Origin of the sequence: Paenibacillus sp. FSL H7-0357 (assembly GCF_000758525.1) — a bacterium.
Classification (GTDB): Bacteria; Bacillota; Bacilli; order Paenibacillales; family Paenibacillaceae; genus Paenibacillus_AQ.
The window spans coordinates 4,456,632-4,479,356 of record NZ_CP009241.1 but is presented as its reverse complement, the minus strand read 5'-3'; the positions used below and the strand labels follow the sequence as shown (position 1 = coordinate 4,479,356).

20 protein-coding genes are annotated in these 22,725 nt (G+C 49.3%); 16 read left to right on the top strand and 4 right to left on the bottom strand.

Features of this window, described 5'->3' with window-relative positions; translation table 11 throughout:
• The first annotated feature begins 1 nt into the window (after position 1).
• The 6 genes from H70357_RS19450 to H70357_RS19425 all read left to right on the top strand — a co-directional run bounded on the left by H70357_RS19450 (position 2) and on the right by H70357_RS19425 (position 6,782).
• Positions 2–1,069, top strand: a complete 1,068-nt coding sequence (locus tag H70357_RS19450; RefSeq protein ID WP_052092138.1) for an SAM-dependent methyltransferase — start codon at positions 2–4, stop codon at positions 1,067–1,069.
• Between the two features lie 170 nt (positions 1,070–1,239).
• Positions 1,240–2,742 (top strand): serine/threonine-protein kinase, encoded by a 1,503-nt coding sequence (locus H70357_RS19445; RefSeq protein WP_038592945.1) that lies wholly within the window; start codon positions 1,240–1,242, stop codon positions 2,740–2,742.
• Between the two features lie 144 nt (positions 2,743–2,886).
• The gene (locus H70357_RS19440; protein WP_038592943.1) at positions 2,887–4,440 is read left to right on the top strand and encodes an ABC-F family ATP-binding cassette domain-containing protein; all 1,554 of its coding nucleotides are present in this window, start codon (positions 2,887–2,889) and stop codon (positions 4,438–4,440) included.
• 78 nt (positions 4,441–4,518) lie between these two features.
• Positions 4,519–5,589, top strand: coding sequence for a ThiF family adenylyltransferase (locus tag H70357_RS19435; protein WP_038592940.1), 1,071 nt, complete (start codon positions 4,519–4,521; stop codon positions 5,587–5,589).
• A gap of 18 nt (positions 5,590–5,607) precedes the next feature.
• On the top strand, positions 5,608–5,910 hold the full coding sequence (locus H70357_RS19430) for a Dabb family protein (protein WP_038592937.1): 303 nt from the start codon (positions 5,608–5,610) through the stop codon (positions 5,908–5,910).
• A 122-nt stretch (positions 5,911–6,032) separates the two neighbouring features.
• Positions 6,033–6,782 carry a winged helix-turn-helix domain-containing protein gene (locus tag H70357_RS19425; RefSeq protein ID WP_052092137.1) on the top strand — a complete coding sequence of 250 codons (750 nt, stop codon included), beginning with the start codon at positions 6,033–6,035 and terminating at the stop codon, positions 6,780–6,782.
• 141 nt (positions 6,783–6,923) lie between these two features.
• Here the strand turns inward: H70357_RS19425 and H70357_RS19420 are convergent, their stop codons facing one another.
• Together H70357_RS19420 and H70357_RS19415 are read right to left on the bottom strand one after the other, a co-directional pair.
• The gene (locus tag H70357_RS19420) at positions 6,924–7,433 is read right to left on the bottom strand and encodes a C40 family peptidase (RefSeq protein ID WP_038592935.1); all 510 of its coding nucleotides are present in this window, start codon (positions 7,431–7,433) and stop codon (positions 6,924–6,926) included.
• A 283-nt stretch (positions 7,434–7,716) separates the two neighbouring features.
• Entirely contained in the window at positions 7,717–8,358 is a 642-nt protein-coding gene (locus H70357_RS19415) for a thiamine diphosphokinase (protein WP_038592932.1), read from the bottom strand.
• A gap of 170 nt (positions 8,359–8,528) precedes the next feature.
• On the opposite strand from H70357_RS19415, the gene H70357_RS19410 reads away from it, so the two are divergent.
• Entirely contained in the window at positions 8,529–8,993 is a 465-nt protein-coding gene (locus tag H70357_RS19410; RefSeq protein WP_038599989.1) for a low molecular weight protein-tyrosine-phosphatase, read from the top strand.
• A gap of 148 nt (positions 8,994–9,141) precedes the next feature.
• Here the strand turns inward: H70357_RS19410 and H70357_RS19405 are convergent, their stop codons facing one another.
• On the bottom strand, positions 9,142–9,873 hold the full coding sequence (locus H70357_RS19405) for an alpha/beta hydrolase (protein ID WP_038592929.1): 732 nt from the start codon (positions 9,871–9,873) through the stop codon (positions 9,142–9,144).
• A gap of 276 nt (positions 9,874–10,149) precedes the next feature.
• Between H70357_RS19405 and pdhA the strand changes: the two genes are divergently transcribed.
• The 9 genes from pdhA (at position 10,150) to H70357_RS19360 (ending at position 20,336) form a co-directional block, all read left to right on the top strand.
• Positions 10,150–11,217, top strand: coding sequence for a pyruvate dehydrogenase (acetyl-transferring) E1 component subunit alpha (gene pdhA / locus H70357_RS19400; RefSeq protein WP_038592926.1), 1,068 nt, complete (start codon positions 10,150–10,152; stop codon positions 11,215–11,217).
• Between the two features lie 15 nt (positions 11,218–11,232).
• Positions 11,233–12,210, top strand: coding sequence for an alpha-ketoacid dehydrogenase subunit beta (locus tag H70357_RS19395; protein ID WP_038592923.1), 978 nt, complete (start codon positions 11,233–11,235; stop codon positions 12,208–12,210).
• A 152-nt stretch (positions 12,211–12,362) separates the two neighbouring features.
• The gene (locus tag H70357_RS19390; RefSeq protein ID WP_038592920.1) at positions 12,363–14,003 is read left to right on the top strand and encodes a 2-oxo acid dehydrogenase subunit E2; all 1,641 of its coding nucleotides are present in this window, start codon (positions 12,363–12,365) and stop codon (positions 14,001–14,003) included.
• A 3-nt stretch (positions 14,004–14,006) separates the two neighbouring features.
• Positions 14,007–15,419, top strand: a complete 1,413-nt coding sequence (lpdA, locus tag H70357_RS19385) for a dihydrolipoyl dehydrogenase (protein ID WP_038592917.1) — start codon at positions 14,007–14,009, stop codon at positions 15,417–15,419.
• 290 nt (positions 15,420–15,709) lie between these two features.
• A complete protein-coding gene (locus H70357_RS19380; RefSeq protein WP_231578284.1) occupies positions 15,710–16,204 on the top strand; it encodes a nucleoside/nucleotide kinase family protein in 495 nt (164 codons plus the stop codon).
• Entirely contained in the window at positions 16,176–17,150 is a 975-nt protein-coding gene (locus H70357_RS19375) for a S66 family peptidase (RefSeq protein ID WP_038592914.1), read from the top strand. The genes H70357_RS19380 and H70357_RS19375 overlap by 29 nt, the downstream gene beginning before the upstream one ends.
• Before the next feature lie 130 nt (positions 17,151–17,280).
• Positions 17,281–18,075, top strand: coding sequence for a thymidylate synthase (locus H70357_RS19370; protein ID WP_038592911.1), 795 nt, complete (start codon positions 17,281–17,283; stop codon positions 18,073–18,075).
• A 48-nt stretch (positions 18,076–18,123) separates the two neighbouring features.
• Positions 18,124–18,615, top strand: coding sequence for a dihydrofolate reductase (locus H70357_RS19365; protein WP_038592908.1), 492 nt, complete (start codon positions 18,124–18,126; stop codon positions 18,613–18,615).
• A 233-nt stretch (positions 18,616–18,848) separates the two neighbouring features.
• Complete coding sequence (locus tag H70357_RS19360; RefSeq protein ID WP_038592902.1) at positions 18,849–20,336, top strand: glutamate synthase subunit beta; 1,488 nt, start codon at positions 18,849–18,851, stop codon at positions 20,334–20,336.
• 118 nt (positions 20,337–20,454) lie between these two features.
• Here H70357_RS19360 and H70357_RS19355 read toward each other — a convergent pair whose 3' ends face one another.
• Positions 20,455–22,458 carry a methyl-accepting chemotaxis protein gene (locus H70357_RS19355; RefSeq protein WP_052092134.1) on the bottom strand — a complete coding sequence of 668 codons (2,004 nt, stop codon included), beginning with the start codon at positions 22,456–22,458 and terminating at the stop codon, positions 20,455–20,457.
• Positions 22,459–22,725: the final 267 nt, after the last annotated feature.

Genomic DNA, 22,725 nt, shown 5'->3' with positions numbered 1-22,725 from the left:
TTTGAACGATAGTATACAAGAGAACGGTGAGCAGACAGCTGCTCCGGAAGAAAAGACCCTTTCACGTTATATCTGCACCGCCAATCACGGCTTTGCACCTTATGCCCAGGAAGAGCTCCGTCGCCTGTTCGGCGCGGTGAAGAGTACGCTGCTGCTGCCGGGTGAGATCTTCTTGGCGACACTGGAGGCGGAGCCGGATGAGGTATCCAGCCTGCTGGCGCAGAACCTGCCGATCTTTCTGCGGCATATTCAGCCCGTGCAGTTCCAGGATCAGGGCAACCCGTCTGCCCTGGAACGGCTGGTAGCCTATCTGAGCCGGCGCAAAGAATTGGAAGGCGAGAAGGTTTCGCTGCATGTGCGCAAAGGCGGAAGCTCCTTCTGGCAGGACAGTCCCGGCGAGCTTCGGGAATGGCTGCAGGAGCAGCTCGTGAGTCTGGGTGCGGAATTCACCGTACAGGAGCCTGCGTGGGTTATATCTGTATATGCAGACGGAGAGGCGCTGTATGCCGGAGTATCCCGGCCTGAGGACAACCTGTCCAGCTGGAACGGCGGAATGATCCGTTTCCGCAAGGAGGATGGGCAAATTTCACGGGCGAAGTTTAAGCTGATGGAAGCGGAGAAGGAATTTGCCATTCCGTTCTCCAGCTTTCGCAATGCGGTCGATATTGGCGCTTCTCCGGGCGGCTGGACATCATTCCTGCTGGAGCGCGGCCTCAAGGTGACGGCCGTTGACCCGGCACTGATGCATGAATCGCTGCGCAATCAGCCGGGACTGAAGATTCTGCGCAAAAATGCGGGTGAAGTGAAATTCCGCGAGAACGAGTTTGATCTGCTGGTCTGCGATATGAGCTGGAGCCCCAAGCTGATGGCGAAGCTGGTTACGGGGCTGCTGCACAGTCTCACGCCAGGTGGAACGGCGGTTGTTACAGTGAAGCTAATGCATAAGAAGCCACTGGCGATGATTAAGGAAATCATCAGTATGTTTGAAGGTGAACGGATGCAGATTCAGCGGGCGAAGCAGCTGTTTCATAACCGTGACGAGATTACACTGTATATGATCAAGTATTAAGTGAATCTTTGTTTAGGTAACAGCATTAGTTCATTCTATAAATAATTTAGTTATTAGAGGGAAAGCATCCCGTTATCTACGCTTCCGGCGAATCGCCGGGTTAAGCTTGTATAACGGTGGCTCTCCCTCTTTTTTGTTTGTATCAGGCTAGGGACAAGGAGGAAATGAGGATGAATTACGAATCGAAGCTTGCTGTGGGGCAGGTTCTTGGAGACAGGTACCAAATCACTGCTTTAATCGGTACGGGCGGAATGAGTTATGTATATCTGGCGGAGGATATACGGCTGGCGGGCAAACGCTGGGCCGTGAAGGAAAGCATGTGCTTTGAAGGCGAAGGGAATTACGGATCCGTTCTGGCGGAAGCAGATATGCTTATCTCGCTGAACCACAAGCTATTCCCGAGAGTTGCCGACTTCTACCCTCCGGATGAAGAAGGATATTGTTATCTGGTTATGGATTATATCGAAGGTGTGACCCTTAGCCAGTATATGGCCGGGCATCCTGTACCGATACAGACTGAACAGCTGATGAGCTATGTCAAACAGCTGCTGGAGGTATTATGTTATTTGCACGGGCATCAACCGCCGATTATTTACCGTGATTTGAAGCCCTCTAATATTATGCTGACCGGGACGAATTCGCTGATGCTGATTGATTTTGGCATTGCCCGCAGCTACAGAAGCGGTGCAGGTGAAGATACCGAGAAGCTGGGGACTGTCGGCTTCGCCGCACCGGAACAATACGGCAACGGACAGAGCGGGCCTTTCACGGACCTCTATGGTTTGGGAGCGCTAATATTGTATATGGCTTCTGCCGGTCAATACAGCCGCTGGCAACCGGGCATGGAGGCCAAGCTGCGCCGGGTAATTCCGGATAAACTGATTCCTGTCATCAGACGTTTGCTGCGCCATCATCCCGAAGAAAGATATCAAAGCGCTGAGGAGGTGCTACGTGCGCTGGAGCCGATTGAAGCAGCGGCTGAGAATTACACATTCCGGGAGATGCGGGTTTCCGGCCCGGAGACGAAACGGAAAACAACCATTGTGGCGCTGCTCGGGACAGCTTCGGGCCTCGGCACGACACATACCTCTCTGGCAGTGGCCAGCAGCCTTTCCAGGAGGGGGATGACGGCCTGGGTGGATTTCAGCCCGGATTCATCCGTTTATGATCGTATCCGCAGCCTGTTTGATTTTCCGGTGGCCGGGGGATTTCCCACCAGTAAAGTTCTTCCTCTGGAATGGAAAGAGCTGCATTTCTGGCAGCGTCCAGAACATGGGAATATGACAGAAATACTGGAGAGGGGATATCAGTTTATAGTACTTGACCTTGGAACAGGCGGATATGAGGGTGCATTTGAGGCGTTCACGGCCAGCGATGTTCCGATGCTGATTACATCGGGAGCCGAATGGAGACTGGAAGATACTCTTCACTGGCTGCGCCGCAGCGGGCTTGCACCACAGCCGCAGTGGCGGATTTGTCTGCCGTTTGCTGGAAAATCTGCAGCGCTGCTGCTAGAATCGGCGCTTTGTATTGGGAGGGTATACAGTTTGCCGCTCCAGCAGGATCCTTTTCAACGGAAAGGGAAGCTACTGGAGGTTCTGGATGAACTGCTAAGTGAAAGCGTGAAGAAGAATTCTGAAAAACGCTATGGTTTTTTTCAGAAAAGAACGTAAATGAATGGAATTATATTGCAATAGATCTTTCATTCAGTTAAATTCCTATTTCAGGCTGGCGCTTACTTGTGCTAAAATGGTCGTTGTATGTATTGACAGAATACTGCTTATTTTTAAATATAGATAGGAGCTTACGGAGAATTTATGAGTTTACTTACAGTAGAAGACGTTTCCCACAACTTCGGAGACCGGCAGCTCTTCAAGAATGTGAATTTCCGGCTGCTCGACGGAGAGCATGTTGGACTGGTGGGGGCGAATGGCGTCGGCAAATCGACGCTGATGAATATTTTGACCGGAACTTTGCTGAAGGATAGCGGGAGAGTGGAATGGACTCCCAAGGTGCGTTATGGCTATCTGGATCAACATACCAATCTTACGCCGGGTAAAACCGTGCGCGATGTGCTGAAGGATGCTTTCCTGCCGCTGCTTGAGCTGGAGAATGAGATGATGGCGATTACCGAGAAAATGGGCGATGCCTCTCCGGAAGAGCTGGAACTGCTGCTGGAACAGATGGGTGAAATCCAGGAACAGCTGGATATCGGAGATTTCTATTTGATTGATGTGAAGGTTGAGGAAATGGGCAACGGGCTGGGATTGACGGCGATTGGCCTGGACCGTGATGTCGCTTCGCTCAGCGGAGGACAGCGGACTAAGGTGCTGCTGGCCAAGCTGCTGCTGGAGAAACCGAATGTGCTGTTGCTCGATGAGCCTACTAACTATCTGGACGTGGAGCATATTGACTGGCTTACCAACTACCTGAAGCAGTATCCTTATGCCTTTTTGCTGATTTCCCATGATACTGAATTTATGAACAAGGTTGTTAATGTCGTGTACCATCTTGAATTTGCCAAGCTGACCCGCTATACGGCCAACTATGAGCAATTCCTTGATATGGCTGACATGAACAAGAACCAGCATATTGATGCTTATGAGAAGCAGCAGGAGTTCATTAAGAAGCAAGAGGATTTCATTCAGCGAAACAAGGCGCGCGCTTCCACATCGGGACGGGCGAAGAGCCGTGAGAAGCAGCTCGACCGTCTGGAACGGATTGAACGTCCAGAAGAAGCGGCCAAGCCGACGTTTTCGTTCAAGGAAAGCCGGGCCAGCGGCAAGACTGTATTTGAAGGCATCGACTTCGAGATTGGCTACGACCGTCCGCTGCTGCCAAAGCTGAATATGACGATTGAACGCGGGGAGAAGATTGCAATTGTCGGCTGCAACGGTGTAGGTAAATCCACGCTGCTGAAGACGATACTCGGCGTGCTTCCCGCTTACAGCGGAAAAACGTACTTGGGTGATTTCCTCAGTTCTGCCTACTTCCAGCAGGAGGTTAAGGCTGCTAACATTACACCGATTGATGATGTCTGGAATGAATTTTCCAGTCTCAATCAGCATGAAGTGCGCGCCCATCTGGCCCGTTGCGGATTGAAAAATGAGCATATTACCCGTCCGCTGAGCATGTTGAGCGGTGGGGAACAGGCTAAGGTGCGTATATGTAAGCTGATGATGCGCGAAAGCAATTGGATTTTATTCGACGAGCCTACAAATCACCTTGATATCGTCGCCAAAGCAGAGCTGAAGCGTGCCCTGCAGGAATACAAAGGTACCATTCTGCTCGTATCTCATGAACCTGATTTCTACGAAGATTGGGTGACAAAGACTTGGGATGTTGAGCAGTGGTCGGCGCAATCTGTATAGTTGAATTTCAAAGTCCGGGGAAGAGCAATGTTATTGGTGCTGTTCCCCGGCTTTTAAATATGGGGGGTTGTTTCCGGGATGAGCCATAATGAACATGAAAAAGAGTCTGCTGTCCATTCTTCAGGCCGGGATGGACGATATTCACGCCAGGTACGCTTTACACCTTTCGGGATAGAGGGGCAGCAGGGCCTAGCACGTTCCAGCGTACTTATTGTTGGAGCTGGAGCGCTTGGCACGGGGATTGCCGAGACACTGGCGCGCTGCGGAGTGGGACGCCTGATTCTTGCCGACCGTGATTATGTGGAGTGGAGCAATCTGCAGCGCCAGCAGCTGTACACCGAGGAGGACGCTATCGGGCGTATGCCCAAAGCGGAAGCGGCCAAAGCCAGACTGGAGAACATCAATTCCGAAATAAAGGTTGAAGCGCATGTGCTGGATGTGCGTGCCGAAGAACTGGAAAGCCTGCTTCACGGCGTGGACCTCATCATGGATGGTACTGATAACTTTGATACCCGGCTAATTATAAATGATATGGCGATGAAGTACGGCATTCCCTGGATCTATGGGGGCTGCGTAGGCAGCTATGGTATTACCTATACGATACTGCCTGGAGAAACACCATGTCTGAACTGCCTGCTGGGGACTATACCTCTGGGTGGGGATACCTGTGATACGGCGGGGATTCTGCCGCAGGCAGTGCAGCTCGTTACTGCTAACGCTACAGCGGAGGCGCTGAAGCTGCTCGGAGGACGGAAGGAACAGCTTCGCAACAAGCTGCTGACCTTTGATGTGTGGCGTAATGAACATCAGGAGATCGGTGTCAAAGCTGCCAAGAAGAGTGATTGTCCGTCCTGCGGCAGCCAGCCGGTTTATCCTTATCTGACAGCGGCGAATACGGAACGGAGCGATGTGCTCTGTGGCCGGGACACCGTGCAGATCCGTCCGGCGCGGCGGCAGAAGCTGAATCTGCAGGAAACGGCAGACCGGCTGTCCAGACTGGGGGCCGGCAAGGTAGAGAGCAATCCTTATCTTGTCTCCTATACGGATGGGCCTTACCGCATGGTCATTTTCACTGATGGACGAGCTTTGATTCATGGAACCAGTGATATTGCAGCAGCCCGCAGCTTTTATCACCGGTATTTCGGATAATGAAGGGGAGAGGATAGAATGAACAATGGAACGATCCGTCACATGGCAATCTTTACGTTAAAACATCCGGTAAATTCTGAGGAAACAGCGGCATTTCTGAGAGCCGGAGAGGATATTCTCAGCGCTATTCCGGTGGTGCGCAATTTTGAGGTGCTGCGCCAGGTGAGTGCCAAATGTGAATATGACTTTGGCTTCTCGATGGAGTTCGATAATCAGGAGGCTTACGAGGCCTATAATAATCACCCCAGTCATCAGGCTTTTGTGCGTGAACGCTGGGACACTGAGGTGGCGGGCTTTCAGGAGATTGATTTTGTGAAATAATTGTTAATAGAAGTCAGCAAAGAGACCATTTCTGAGGAATGGTCTCTTTGCTTTGCGGGAAATCTAATGAATATCTGCGGCCGTGCGGCCGCTATCGAACGATGAGTGAGGCGGGGATGTCCATGAATGAGGTAGTCGTATGGTTTGCGCCCGGGGCAGTCCTTGGCAGTAAAGAATCTGCGGAAGACAGAACCAGGAGAGAAGAGGAGCATCAATTCATTGAGCTCACTCTGCATGAGCTTGGACTGCAAACAGCATTAAGCGGAGATCTTGAAGATCTTCGCTTAATGCTGTCCAGAGAGGAGCCCGTACTGCTCTTAACAGAGCTGTACGATGCCCGAGGATGGGAGGGATGGGGAATTATTGCGGATCTTAGAGAACGGGGCGTGTTTCTGCCAGTAGTAGTCATATCCGGCGGCAATTCGGAAGGAGAGGTAGTTGCGGCTTTTGAGGCGGGCGGCAATGAATACTTGAAGAAGCCGCTTCATGCAGGCGAGTTCAAATGCAGGGTAATGAATCTGTTATGGCTCACCGGACACCGGAGGGGCCATGAGACACGGCTTAAGGTCGATGGACTGGTGCTGGACCCCAGCCGCAGGCTGGTTAGCCGGGACGGAAATTCCCTTACACTGACCCCCAAAGAATTTGATCTGCTGTATTACCTCGCCGTGCATTTGGGGGAAATCTGTCCCCGCGGCGAGATTCTAAAGCATGTCTGGGGATACCATTTTCAAGCGGATACGAATGTAGTAGATGTCTACATCCGGCATATCCGGTTGAAAGTGGACAAGGGCCATCGCAATAAGCTGATTCATACCGTACGTGGAACCGGATATGTAATGCGCGCACCGGAAGGGGTAGAGACGGACTGACTTCCGGTGCATGGAAAGCGCTGAAAACTATTTTAAAAGATAAGAATTTATATGTTTCACGCGTTAAGTTATCCTTCTATTTCTCGCTGAAACGGATACCGTCCTTTTGAGGACGGCGAAGCCGTTTCCACTTGTAGAAAACTACAGTACGCGACGGGCTTTAAGGTAGGTTCTTTTCCAGTTTCCGGAGTTCAAATCCGAAATCGTTACACCCGGTGAGCCATAAGTGTGAAGAATCTTGCCATTTCCTGCATATACAGCTACGTGAGTTACGTTTCTGCCGTTAGCTCTGCTGCCGCTGGAGAAAAACACCAGATCGCCTACACGAAGGTTAGCTTTGGAAACATAGGTTCCGACTTTCGATTGCGCTGCAGATGTGCGCGGCAGATTGACGCCATATTTGGCGAAAATGTATTTGGTAAAGGAAGAGCAGTCAAAATATCTGGTAGTAGAAGTGGATGCGCCGAACTGATAACGGGTACCCATATAGTTTTTGCCGAAATTAACAACCTTTTGTCCAGTAGAGGACGACGTCACGGATGCAGCAGCAACGGGTGCTGTGCCGGCTCCTGTAACCATTAGTGTACTCAGGCCAATTGTGGTGCACATTCCTACGACGATTGCTTGCTTAAACCATTGTTGCTTTTTCATGTTGTAATACCTCCCAGGTTTGTATCTATCATTCATTCGTCTTTCTCTGTTTCGTAGTATAGCAGGTTATACATGCCCTAAAATATGGAACAGAGGGTTCAAAAGCAAGCTGGATATGGGTTGTAAGCGTTTTATTAAAATCGCATTAAAAGTTACAAAATATTAATATTTGACGGTTATTTCGATACAAAAAAAGCCGGAAACCCCTTTTCTGACAAGGGTTATCCCGGCTTTTTCATTTTGAAACAAAGGTTACAACGATGTCTCCGAATTCATATGTAAATCAATCTTTACTCTGAATAATCAGCAGCAGACCGCTCTCAATAGTAACTGTTCCGCACTCCTCTATCAGACGGTTGCTTACGGCAAGAGACTGGCCAAGCTTAAGCGTGGCATCGGTAAGCGGGTATTGGAAACCTTGAAGTGTAATCCCTGTAACTTCAGGAGTCAGAGGGAGTAAAGAGACATAAGTATACCCCCGCTCATGCACCAGCGCCTGCGAACCGGTCAGGGTGATATAATTATGAGTATCCATCACAGAGCAGCTTACCTGCCGCTGCAGTGCTCTTGTCATCATCTGGATCCCGGCCAGAGTATGGTCCATCCGCGTGCCGGTCACACCGATCAGCAGAATCGACTCGGGCTGGGTGTTGAGTGCAAGCTCAAGCGCCATCTCGCTGTCGGTCAAGTCCTTGTCCACAGGGTCGCAGGTGATGGTTTTTTTGCTTCCTGCCTCAATCTGCTGCAGTGCTTCTGGGGAGACAGAGTCGAAATCGCCAACGGCAATGTCGGGTGTATACCCATGGGATATTAGAAACAAGGCGCCACGGTCAGCACCGATAATAAAATCTTCTTCATCTAATAGTAGTAAAAACTCCTCTGACAGCTCGCCGCCGGCAAAAATAACAACACGTTTGGATGGCAATACAATCCCCTCCTTTAAATCTGCTACATAGTTTGTCATCCTGACCAAGTATAATGCAGATTGAAAAGTTGTACAATTGATGCGGACAACGCTAAAATGAATAGAGTACGTTTCGTTTATGAAATGTGCAGATTAAATAACTGAGGAAACAATTGCAGGAGGTGAGAGAAATCGTAAGTGTATTATTCGTTTGTCTGGGCAATATTTGCCGCTCGCCTATGGCAGAAGCGGTGCTCCGCCATAAAATTGGTGAACGCAAGCTATCCGATAGAATCTCGGTGGATTCTGCCGGTACTGGTGACTGGCATATCGGCAAAGCACCGCATGAAGGAACCCGCCGTATTCTCGATCAGTGGGGAATCAGCTATGAGAATATGACAGCTCGCCTGGTTAGCAGCGGTGATTTTGAAAAGTTTCAATATATAGTGTGCATGGACAAATCAAATGGGGAGAATGTCCGCAAGCTTCCCGGGGGGAAGGACGCGGAGCTGCTGTTCTTCATGGATTTGCTGCCGGATGAAGAGCTGCGCGAGGTACCAGACCCTTATTTCACCGGTAACTTCGAGCAGGTCTATGATCTGATCAGTGCCGGCTGCGATGTACTGCTGGAGCGGATTATTGCGGAGAAGCTCTAGACAGGGCGCCACATTCCAGAATATCGGTTGCCGTCCTTGCAAAAAAAAGGACGGGCACCGTAATGCCCGTCATGATTTGAAAGCGTAATCAGTTAGGAAACATACATACGTTCGCAGTATGTTCATTATTTTGCCCATTTCACCTGTTTCATGAGTTAAAGAAATAGAGTAATGATTCTGGGAGCTCTTTTTGCCAAAATCCCCAGAGATGACGCCCGTCTTTTTCGCGGTAGGATACTGTAGCGCCCCGCGATTCCAGCAAAGCCTTGGTATCCCTGTTCATCTGCACGAAATCGTAAACTCCGGTATCCGTCTGGTATTCAGTTTCTTGCAGTCCTACTACCATATTAATAGTAAGCCAGGAGAGGTCCTCTTCCTGCGCAATGATTTCACGTGACTCCGGATAATATGCACCGGAAAGACTAAGGACACGGGTGAAAAGCCCGGGATATGCCAGTGCCAAATGCAGAGAAACACTGCCGCCCAAGGAGTCTCCGGCGATGATCCGCTCATCAGGGGTGCGGCGAACCGGATAATTATGTTCAATGAAGGGAATAATCTCTTCGGCAAAGCAAGACAGGTATTGCTTGAACCTGCTGCCAAAGGGGGCATACTCCTGTGTCCGCACGGGGACATTTACTTCCACGCCAACAATAATGAAAGGTTCCACATCTTCTTCCACAATCAGCTGCCCGGCAAGAGTAGCGATGCGGCCGAAGTTGAAGAACTCCTCACCATCCTGGCAGTACACTACCGGATAACTGAGGACTTCGTTATAACCGGGGGGGAGATAAATGCGCAGCCTGCGTTCTTCCTGGAGAAATTCACTCCATAATGTTTGCTTAACAATTGTACGTTTCAGAAAAACAGGTTCGCTCATAGCTGAATCGTCACCTTTCTTGTCGAATTTTGCATTAAACGTAGCAGTGCGTTAAAATTACCCAAGCGGTAAATGTGGCATTAATCATTTACTTGCTTAAAAAACTCTAATCTGTTATAGGATATTTATCAACCTGTTATACATACAAAATTTATGGAAACATAAATTTTATGCGTATTTCTTTGACGAAACAGATAAAACAGGTGTATAATAATTCTATAACAGAGGCCACTGATATTCAAATGGTATTCAAATTTTTTTATTGAGGTGAAAATGATGACTAGAGTTCCTTATGAAGTGTATACAGAGGACGTAGAGGCCCTTTCGGTACTTTCCCCGGATGGAGAAGTTATCAACAAGGATAAGATGCCTACACTTACCGATGATCAACTGAAAGAAATCATGTATCGTATGGTATTTACCCGTACTTGGGATGACCGTGCGGTCAACTTGGGTCGTCAAGGCCGCCTGGGATTCTACGCGCCGGTATCCGGACAAGAAGCAACCATGGTGGGCAGTGAATACGCCCTGCAGAAAGAAGATTTCGTATGCCCTGGCTACCGTGACATTCCGCAGTTGGTATGGCATGGACTTCCATTATACCAGGCTTTCTTATATTCCCGCGGCCATCAACATGGCGGTGAGATTCCTGAAGGTGTAAATGTTCTTATGCCTCAGATTATCATCGGTGCACAAATTCTGCACGCTACCGGAATTGCAATGGGCTTCAAATTGAAGAAACAACAAAACGTTGCTATTACTTACACTGGTGACGGCGGTTCTTCCGAAGGCGACTTCTATGAAGGTCTTAACTTTGCCGGACGCTTCAAATTGCCGGTAATCTTCTTTGTTCAAAATAACGGCTATGCGATTACGACTCCGTTCGCGAAGCAAACGGCTGCCAAATCCATTGCACATAAAGCAGTAGCAGCTGGTATTCCCGGTATTAAGATCGACGGCATGGACGTCTTTGCAGTAATCTCCGCGGTGCAGGAAGCTGCAGAACGCGCACGCAAAGGCGAAGGAGCTACGCTGATTGAAGCTGTGACTTACCGTTTCCGTCCGCATTCCCTTTCCGATGACGCCAGCAAATACCGTTCCAAAGAAGAAGAAGGACAATGGAACGAGAAGGATCCGATTGCCCGTCTTGCCAAGTATTTGGAGAAGAAAGGCCTCTGGACCGAAGAAGATACGCTGCGCGTAAGAGAAGAAGCGAAAGCGACTGTTAACGAGCAGATTAAAAAAGCAGAGCAAACCGAAAAAATGACCGTTCCTGGCTTGATCGACAGCATGTTCGAGGTAACTCCGAAACATCTGGAAGAACAAAAAGCCGATTTTGAATAAGGGGGATATCAGGCAATGGCACAAATGAATATGAAAGAAGCAATTCGTGACGCAATGCGCGTTGAACTGAACCGTGACCCTAACGTTCTTATCTTCGGTGAGGATGTAGGGAATGTAGGGGGCGTCTTCCGTGTAACGGAAGGGCTGCAAAAAGAATTTGGCGAAGATCGTGTTTTCGATACTCCGCTTGCTGAATCCGCCATCGGCGGTCTGGCTTTTGGTCTGGGCGTGCAAGGATTCCGTCCGATCGCTGAAATCCAGTTTGTTGGTTTCATCTTTGAAGCACTCGATCAAATCGTCGTTCAGGCTGCACGCCTGCGCTGGCGTTCCGGGGGCAGATTCAATGCTCCTGTAGTATTCCGTACTCCATTTGGCGGCGGCGTAAAAGCGGCTGAACTGCATACCGATTCACTCGAAGGCCTGATCGCTCAAAGCCCGGGGATCAAAGTGGTTATTCCTTCCAATCCCTACGATGCAAAGGGACTTCTGATTGCCTCGATCCGTGACAATGACCCGGTATTCTTCATGGAGCACTTGAACCTGTACCATGCATTCCGTGCAGAAGTGCCTGAAGGTGAATATACCGTCGAGCTGGGCAAAGCAAATGTTGTCCGCGAAGGTTCGGATGTTACAATTATCTCTTACGGTCTAATGGTACATACTGCTACCAAAGCGGCCGATCAGCTGGAAAAGGAAGGCATCAAGGCTGAAATTATCGATCTGCGTACGGTTAGCCCGATTGATATTGATACCATCGTTGCTTCTGTGAAGAAGACAAACCGTGCGATCGTTGTGCAAGAAGCGCAAAAGAGCTCCGGTGTGGCTGCAGAGGTAATCGCACAAATCAATGAAAAAGCTATTCTTCATCTGGAAGCGCCAGTGCTTCGTGTTGCCGGTCCGGACACCATTTATCCGTTCGCGCAAATCGAGGATAGTTGGATTCCTACACCAGCACGCGTAGTTGCAGCTGTTAAGAAAGTTATGGAATTCTAAGAAGAAACGTCCTTGCCGCCCTTGTAAAAGGGCGGCACCCGTTTCTGATTTGCTTTTGAGGTATTCACAAACTAAGCGGATGCTTTCGAAGCGAGTTTCTGAGAAGTTAGTTGAAGAAGCATCGGCTATATAACTATTAGGAGGTTATCAAGGTGGCAAAATTTGAGTACCGGTTCCCTGAGCTGGGCGAAGGTCTGCATGAAGGCGAAATTATCAAAATGCATATCAAAGCCGGCGATAAAGTAACCGATGACGATATCGTAATGGAAGTACAGAATGACAAGGCGGTTGTAGAAGTTCCTTGTCCGGTCAACGGTACAGTGCTTGAAGTCTTCACCAAAGACGGTCAAGTCTGCCGCGTAGGCGAAGTAGTGGCAATTATTGATGCAGAAGGCGATGTTCCTGAGCAGGAGGGCGGCCATGCGGAAGCACAGGCTACTCAAGAAGCAGATGCAGCCAAAGGCGGAGCTGACACTAAGACTTCTCCGGCAACCAGCAGCCCTGCAGCTGGCGGCGCTGTAAACTTTGAATACCGGTTCCCTGAACTGGGCGAAGGTCTGCATGAAGGCGAAATTATCAAAATGCATATCAAAGTCGGCGACAAAGTAACCGATGACGATATCGTAATGGAAGTACAGAATGACAAAGCTGTAGTAGAAGTGCCTTGCCCGGTTAACGGCACAGTGCTTGAAGTACGTGTGAAGGACGGACAGGTATGCCGTGTGGGCGAAGTTGTAGCGATCATTGCTGCAGAAGGCGAAGTTCCACAGCAGGAAGGCGGCCACGCTGAAGCTCCGGCTGCTCAAGAAACTGCACCGGCAGCAGCTGCACCAGCAGCGGTTCCTGCTCCAAACCGCGATGTACTTGCTACGCCAAGTGTGCGCAAGTTTGCCCGTGAGCAGAGTGTTGACATCTCCAAGGTGAACGGCTCCGGCAAGAACGGCAAGATCACTCATGAAGATGTTGAAGCCTTCCTGAAAGGCGGCTCCGCTGCACCGGCAGCAGTTGCACCGGCTGCTGCACCAGCAGCATCGGAAGCACCAAAAGCCAAGGCCAAAGAAGCTGCACCAGCAGCATCCGGCAATGTAAGCCTTGAAGAAGAACGTGTACCATTCAAGGGTATCCGTAAAGCGATTTCCAATGCGATGGTTAAATCCGCATACACTGCGCCTCACGTTACCATCATGGACGAAGTGGATGTTACCGAGCTTGTAGCTTTCCGTGCCCGCATGAAACCAGTTGCTGAGAAGAAAGGCGTGAAGGTGACTTATCTTCCGTTTATCGTCAAAGCACTCGTGGCCGCTTCCCGTCAATTCCCGGCGCTTAACGCCATGATTGATGAAGAGTCCAATGAAATTGTCTACAAGAAATACTACAATATCGGTATCGCTACAGATACAGACAACGGTTTGATAGTTCCGGTTATCAAGGATGCTGACCGTAAGAGCATCTGGATGATTGCCAGCAGCATTACCGATCTGGCTGTGCGCGGACGCGACGGTAAGTTGGCAGCTAACGAAATGAGAGGCAGCACAATCTCCATCAGCAACATCGGTTCCGCTGGCGGTATGTTCTTTACACCGATCATCAACTTCCCTGAAGTGGCGATCCTCGGTACTGGACGTATCACGGAGAAACCAGTTGTGAAGAACGGCGAAATCGTAGCCGCTCCTGTTATGGCGCTGTCCCTGAGCTTTGACCACCGTATCATCGACGGTGCAACAGCACAGAACTTCATGAATTATATTAAGACCCTGCTCGCAAATCCTGATATGTTAGTTATGGAGGTGTAATTAATGGTAGTCGGAGACGCTTCAATCGAAATCGACACATTGGTAATTGGTGCAGGTCCCGGCGGGTATGTGGCGGCAATTCGTGCCGCCCAGCTCGGCCAGAAAGTTCTGATTGTGGATAAATCGGAACTCGGCGGTGTATGTTTGAACCGCGGATGTATTCCTTCCAAGGCTCTGATCTCTGCAGCCCATCAATTCGAAGCTGCACAGCACGGTGAAGTTTTCGGTGTCACTGCCGAGAACGTTAAAGTAGACTGGGCAAAAACACAGGAATTCAAAAACGGCGTTGTCAAAAGAATGACAACCGGTGTAACCGGTTTGATGAAGGGCAACAAAATTGAAGTATTCAGCGGTGAAGCTATGTTCATCAATACAAACGAAGCCCGTTTGTTCAATGAACATGAATCTCCCCGCTACAAATTCAACAACTGTATCATTGCTACAGGTTCCCGTCCGATCGAACTGAAGCCTTTCCCATTTGGCGGACGTATTCTGTCTTCGACCGAAGCGCTTGATCTTCCGGAAATTCCGAAGAGCATGATCGTTATCGGCGGCGGCTACATCGGAGCCGAGCTTGGCCAAATGTACTCCAAATTTGGCACTAAAGTAACCATCATTGAAGGTCTGGATACAGTTCTGCCTGGCTTTGACAAGGATATGACCCGTCTGGTTGCCAAGAACATGGCGAAGACTGGGATTGAGATTGTTACTAATGCCAAAGCGGAAAGTGCTGTACAGAACGACAAGGAAGTAACCGTGAAATACTCCGTGGGCGGCGAGTCCAAGGAAATTACTGCGGATTACCTGCTTGTAACTGTAGGACGTCGTCCAAATACGGATGGCGAGCTGGGATTGGATTTGATCGGTATGGAACTTGACGAGCGCGGCTTGATCAAAGTTGACCACCAGGGCCGTACCAACATTCCTAACATCTATGCAATCGGCGATATTGTTCCAGGCCTTGCTCTGGCACACAAAGCTTCTTACGAAGGCAAAATCGCTGCTGAAGCGATCTCCGGACACAAATCCGTTGTTGACTACAAAGTCATCCCGGCTGTTGTGTTCACCGATCCAGAATGCTCCAGTGTGGGTCTGACCGAGAAAGAAGCGAAGGACAAGGGCTACAAAGTAAAAGCCGGCAAATTCCCGTTCGCAGGTAATGGCCGTGCAGTTTCCTTGAACGCTCCGGATGGCTTCATCAAGATTGTGGCAAACAGCGAGAACAACCTCGTATTGGGCGCACAAATTGTGGGTATCGAAGCTTCCAACCTGATTGCTGAACTGGGTCTGGCGATTGAAATGGGCGCTACGCTCGAAGACATCGCATTGACAATCCACGCGCATCCAACCCTTGGCGAAATCGTCATGGAAGCGGCTGAGCTTGTGGAAGGCCACCCAATTCATGTAATTAAATAATAAATTATAGACTGCTTCGGCAGACAACAATAAGAGGATGTCCGCCGAGCCATGCAAATGGCTTGGTAGACATCCTCTTTTTTTAACACATTACATATAGTTATACAGATGGCAGCCGAAACTACTTGTGGTAAGATCAAGAGAGAAACGGGCCTATACAGCTGTCCTTTCATCGTAAGCGGGTATAAAAGGAGGAGAGGAACATTACACACAGAACTTGTGTTATCGCCATAGCAGCCGTCTCAGGCGGCGGCAAAACGACTGCCGTCAGAATCTTGCAGCAGCGGCTGGTGAACTCGGCTGCTTTGTTTTTTGATGACTATGATTTCCCTTGGCCTGATGAGTTTGATCGGTGGATGGAACGGGGTGCTGACTATAACGAGTGGAAGCTTGAACCCCTGGTGGCTGACCTGAAAGGGCTGCTTGCCGGAGCGGACCGGCCGGAGTATATTTTACTCGATTATCCTTTCGCCTATGTACATAACGAACTAAGCCGGTTGATTGATTATGCCATATTTATCGACACTCCGCTTGATGTGGCTATGGCCAGAAGATTCATCCGAGAGTATAAAGATTCCGCAAGCAGCGATGTAGCCCGGGAAATGGAAGGATATTTGCGTGGAGGCCGGGAGGCATACTTGGCAATGCTTCATACCGTTCTTCCCTCATCCGACTATGTGGCAGACGGTACGCTGCCTGTAAATGAACTTACTGACCTGCTGCTGGAGCAAATCAAGCACAAAGGGAGTGAAGACAATGAAGCCGGCAAAACTGCAAGCCGGTGATGAAATCCGGATTATTTCACCTTCCATGAGCTTAGGGGTTATAGCGGAAGAGCAAATCGTGGCAGCAACAAAGAAATTGGAGGCTTTTGGGTTTACCGTTTCTTTTTCCAAGCATGCTTATGAAAGAGATGGCTTCGATTCGTCTTCGGTGGACTCCAGACTTGAGGATCTCCACAGCGCCTTCAGCGATCCTAAGGTAAAAGGGATATTGACGACGCTTGGTGGTTTCAATTGCAACCAGATGCTGCGGGGACTGGATTTCGGGTTGATTGCAGCGAATCCCAAACGGTTATGCGGCTATTCCGACATTACGGTACTGCAGAATGCCATTTATGCCAAAACAGGACTGATCACCTACTCCGGTCCTCATTTCTCTACACTGTCCATGCGTCACGGGAATGAATATACTTCCGATTATTTTGTCAAAATGATGATGGAAGATGAAGAAGTGGATATACTTCCTTCGGAGCAGTGGAGCGATGATGCCTGGTTCTTGGATCAGGAAAATCGTGTATTTGAAGCAAACGCCGGGCCTTATGCCATTCACGAAGGTTACGCAGAAGGAACTATAATTGGTGGTAACCTATGCACACTGAATCTGCTGCAGGGGACAGAGTTTATGCCCAGCCTGAGGGACGCGATTCTTTTTGTGGAAGATGACTATGAATCCCGCCCGGGGAACTTTGACCGCGACCTGCAGTCGCTGCTTCATCAGCCCGGCTTCGCACAAGTAAAGGCTCTGGTCATCGGGAGATTTCAGCGTGCTTCACAGATGACCCCGGAAATATTACGCTCCATCATTAAGAGTAAAAAAGAGCTGCAGCACCTCCCGGTAATTGCCGATGTCAATTTTGGGCATGTCTCGCCGATCTTTACCTTCCCTGTTGGCGGACGTGCTGTGGTGAAGGCCTCTGAGCAAAAAGTTGAGCTGCGGATCTCAGAGTAGCCGGTGTATAGCCAGCACTGGCATTCGAACAAGATTCGCGAAAAAAATTTCCTGTTCTTTGCTAAGTTACAAGGGCGGTCAGGTCATGGTAAACTAGGATAAGAAAAAAAGAGGAGAGGAGCGCTGACTGTTGCGTAAATATTTGGATTTACTTCAGGATATATTGGATCATGGCACGGAAAAAAGCGACCGGACAGGTACTGGTACGATATCCGTATTTGGGCGCCAGCTCCGCTTTGATCTGCAAGAGGGTTTTCCGCTGGTGACAACTAAGCGCATTCACTTGAAATCGGTAGTTTATGAACTGCTGTGGTTTCTTAGAGGAGAGACGAACACTTCCTATCTGAAGGAGCACGGTGTTTCGATCTGGGACGAATGGGCAGATGAGAACGGGGAGCTGGGCCCCGTATACGGTTCCCAATGGCGGGCCTGGGAGAGCGCCGACGGCCGGATTATTGATCAGATTTCGAATGTGATCGAGTCGATCAAACATAATCCCGATTCCCGCCGTCATATCGTCAGTGCCTGGAATGTGGGCGAGATTGAGCAGATGAAGCTGCCGCCTTGCCATTTTGTGTTCCAATTCTATGTAGCGGACGGCAAGTTGTCCTGCATGCTGACGATGCGCTCAGTGGACACTTTCCTGGGATTGCCTTTTAACATTGCCAGCTACGCCCTGCTCACACATATGGTTGCCCAGCAGACCGGCCTTGAGGTTGGTGATTTCATCTGGTCCGGAGGCGATGTACACATTTATACAAACCATCTGGAGCAGGTCGCCAAGCAGTTGTCCAGAGAGCCTTATGCGCTGCCTACACTGAAGATTCTCACAAAGCCGGACAGTATTTTTGATTATACCTTTGAAGATTTTGAGTTTACTGATTATGTTCATCATCCGGGAATTAAAGCACCAGTGGCTATATAGTCTTTGTTGGAAACATTTCTGATGATTCCTTGAAAAGGGGGCTAAAATATGAGTATAAGCATGATATGGGCAATGGGTGCTAACGGTGTAATCGGCAAGGACAATGATATGCCCTGGCATTTGCCGCGTGATTTTGCCTTTTTCAAATCCGAAACTTTTGGTAAACGAATGCTAATGGGCCGTAAGACGTGGGAGTCGCTCGGGGGCAAGCCCCTCAAGGACAGAACGAGTATTATTATTACCCGGGACCGCAGCTATGCTCCGGAGGGGGCAAAGGTCGTGCACACAGTGGAGGAAGCGCTGGCTGAAGGCGGCAAGGGTGATGAACTGATGATTATTGGCGGTGCGGAGATCTACCGGATGTTCCTGCCGTATGCCGATAAGCTGATTGTGACCCGGATTGAACATGAGTTTGAAGGCGATACGAAATTTCCTGAGGTAGAGTGGAGTGAGTGGACAGAGATTTCCAACACCCCAGGAATTCGCGACGAGAAAAATCCGTATGATTACCGATTCTATGTTTATGAACGTACGGTTTGAAGAAAAAGCGTTTTCTCTGACACAACATGTGAAATAGTACAAATAATCAGCAGATTAATCCATTACAGTGCGAAAGTATAGAATGCTACTATAATTAAAATTAGAAATGCTAAACTTAAAAGTAGTATAGAATGTGCAGGTACTTCATTGCGCTGAAACGACATGAGTCTGCCGCAATATGTTACAATGTACTATACATCAACACGAAGAGAACGGATGGGGGAAACGTAAATATGTCTACACCTACTGGATTTATGGAGTATAAGCGCCAGCTCCCAGGAGACCGGGATCCTGAACAGCGCGTGAAAGACTGGGAAGAATTCCACCATCATTTAACCGAGGACGAGCTTCGGACACAAGGCGCCCGTTGTATGGATTGCGGAACCCCTTATTGTCATACAGGTATTGATATGGCCGGCGGAACTTCAGGATGCCCTGTCCACAATCTCATTCCTGAATGGAATAATCTGGTGTACCGGGGACTGTGGAAGGAAGCACTCGAACGTTTGCATAAGACGAACAATTTCCCTGAATTTACGGGCAGCATCTGTCCGGCACCTTGCGAAGGCTCCTGTACCGTCGGTCTGATCGGCCAGCCGGTTACGATCAAGACGATAGAGCTTGCCATCATCGATAAGGGCTTTGAGGAAGGCTGGGTTGTGCCTTGTCCGCCGGAGAAGCGTACCGGCAAGACTGTAGCCATCGTCGGCTCCGGACCCGCTGGTCTGGCTGCAGCGGCCCAGCTTAACAAGGCAGGACATACTGTAACTGTATTTGAACGCAGTGACCGCGTAGGCGGCCTGTTGACATATGGAATTCCGACCATGAAGCTGGACAAACGTGTCGTGCAGCGCCGTGTTGACTTGCTGGCTGCCGAAGGCGTGAACTTCGTAGTGAATACAGAGATCGGCAAAGATATTCCGACACAGCAGCTGGTCGATGAATTTGATGCGGTTGTCCTCTGCGGCGGTGCGACCAAGGCGCGCCGTTTCAACGTCCCGGGAGCTGAGCTTAAGGGCGTCATGTATGCGATGGATTATTTGAACGGCACGATTAAGAGCTACTTGAACTCCAATCTGCAGGATGGCAACTTTGTCTCTGCTGCAGGTAAGGATGTTATTGTGCTTGGCGGCGGTGACACCGGTTCTGACTGTGTGGCAACTTCGCTCCGCCATGGCTGCAATAGTATTACCCAATTTGGTACGCATGACAAAGCTCCGCTTGAGCGTGATCCGATTGCCAATCCTTGGCCGCAGTTTCCGAATGTGTATACGCTTGACTATGCACAGCAGGAAGCCAAGGCAATCTTCGGTGATGACCCGCGTGAATTCTCCATCATGACTACGAAATTCGTAGGTGATGAAGAAGGCAACCTCAAGGAACTTCATACCGTACAAATCCGCCGGATGGTGGATGAGACCGGACGTAAGATTTATCAGCCGGTCCCAGGTACGGAGGCAGTATATCCGGCTCAGCTTGCCCTGATTGCGATTGGATTCGACGGACCGGAGCAGGAGATGATCGAGGAGTTGAACCTTGAGACAGACCGCCGCAGCAATGTGAAGGCTCGTTACGGCAAGTTCAACACGAACGTGGATAAAGTATTTGCCGCCGGTGATATGCGCCGTGGGCAAAGTCTTGTGGTCTGGGCGATCAATGAAGGACGCGAAGCTGCACGTGAAGTCGATAAATATCTGATGGGATCGACAGTTCTCGTCTAATCTATAATGAATATCTGAACATGAAACCTTAAAAGCCGTCTTTCACAGTATAAGCTGTGGAAGACGGCTTCTTTAAATTAGAGCTGATTTAGCTGAGAGGTGAAGATTAGGCGGCTGCCTAATCTTCAAGCTTGAAGTGTTCAACTTTTTGCTGCAAATCTCCGGCCATTTTGGACAGCTCACCCGATGAAGAGGTGATCTCTTCCATCGAGGCAAGCTGCTGCTGGGTAGCAGCTGTTACATTCTGGAAGGCATCGGAAGCGGAACGCGAGATGTTCGAGATCTCCTGGACAGATGCGGCGACTTCTTCTGCACCTGCTGACATTTGTTCAGTGATCGCAGAGATGTCATGAATCTGTCCATTGATCTTGGCTGTGGAATGTTCAATGCTTGCGAAGGCTTCTTTGGCTTCTTCCGTTACTTGCATACCAAGCTCGACATCTGCCGACACTCTATTCTGGATGGTTTCATAGGTCTGATCGATCAGTTCAGTCATCTGAACAATAGTGTCTTGGATATTGCCGGCGGTCATTTTAGACTGATCAGCCAGCTTGCGCACCTCGGCGGCAACTACTGCAAACCCTTTGCCATGTTCCCCGGCGCGTGCGGCTTCGATTCCTGCATTCAATGAGAGCAGATTAGTCTGTACGGCGATAGTGGAAATGGCGCTGCTCATTTCCGATACCTCGCTGTTTAGGCCATTTAATTGTCCAATCAGCTCAGCCGACAGTTGCGTAGATTCCCGGATGGCGTTCATCTGCTTGCTGACCTGCTCGATCTTGCGGCTCCCGACGAGCACATCTGCTCCTGTATCGGTCGAGGAATCAACGATGGATGAGGCGGCTTCGGCTATTTTTTGAATGCCGGAGGACATTTCTTCCATCGCCCGCGACGTTTCAATCATCGCAGCGGTTTGAGTTTCGGCACCAATCGAAGACTCCTCTGCCAGCCCGGCTACATAGGCTGTTGCTTTGGAGTTCTCCTCTGTAGTCGCTGTCAGCTGCTGGCTCGAAGCAGCCAAGAGACCGGACGTATCCGAGATGTCAATCACGATATTCCGCAAGGAATCGACCATGAGATTGTAGTTCTCAGCTAATTGGCCAATCTCATCTGTACGGTCAATCACAATTCGTTCATTCAGATAGCCCTCGCTTACACGGCGTGCCGAGTTGTTGAGGTTGGCGATTGGACGGGAGATTGCCCGGACAATAAAGTACATCAATACCAATGCAACAATCAGGGCTGCTCCGAGAACCATTAAGCCGGTATAGAGTATAGGCAGGGAGGCATCTGAGAATTCTTGTGTGGTTAAGACACCGACAATCGTGAAGCCGGTAATTGGATCAGTGGTGTAATAGCCCCGCATTTCAAGACCCGAATCCGGATTGGTATAGGATAACGCTCCACCCTCATTTGTAAGTAGCTTCACCACATAGTCGTCGATCTCTTCTCCTGCTGTTTTGACGGGATGGGACACAAATTTATGATTGCGGTCAACGACATAGTAGTAGCCGTGTTCTCCCAGCTTAACCTGGTTGATTCGTTCGCTCATCGCTTTAAGGCTAAGGCTGGTGGTGACTGCTCCTTTGCCGTCTTTTAGCGTTTCAGAGATGAACAGGTTGTAGTTGCCTGTAGTGGCGGAAACGAAGGGATCCACGATGGTAACTTTGCCGGCATTTTGCATGGCCGCCTTGTACCATTCTCTGGTACGCGGATCGTAATCCTGTTGCTTGCCGGGATCCGGTGCCTTCATCCAGGAGCCTTTTTCATTACCCACCGTAAGGATCTCCAGCTCTGGATGTTCTTTCATGAACAATTCAATGAGTTCACGGGCTTCCGGTGTTTGAGCATCAATGTCGGCGGAAGTGAGCTGCTGGCTGAGCTGTTGAACATTTTTCATAGCTGCATTTACCGTTTCATTGATTGTAGTTTTTAGCAAATTCACACTGGCATGTGTCGATTCCTGCATCTTCAGCTCCAATTGTTTGCTTGCACTGGAGTAGGAGAAGTAACTCACGAGGAGGACTGGGATAACCAGCATAATCGTGAAGATCAACATCATCTTCCTCTGAAGTGAACGGGATGTGAGTTTGCGGATGATTTTTCTAATATTTGTGTACATTGTTATGACTCCCCCTTGGTTGCATAGAAGCAGATTTGGTTGTAAGCAGCTGCTCCTTGTGAAATGTTATAATGATATATTCGGTTTATTGACACAATAATTTCATATGTCTATATTTGAATATGAAAGAATTAACATACATCCTGATATAATTTTACATTGTAAAGGATTAATTGCACTGAAATTGGAGAGAGTGGAAACTGATGGATCTCTCAGCGGGCTTGACGAAATTTGCATTATCCTTTAAATTGAATACCATATTAATAG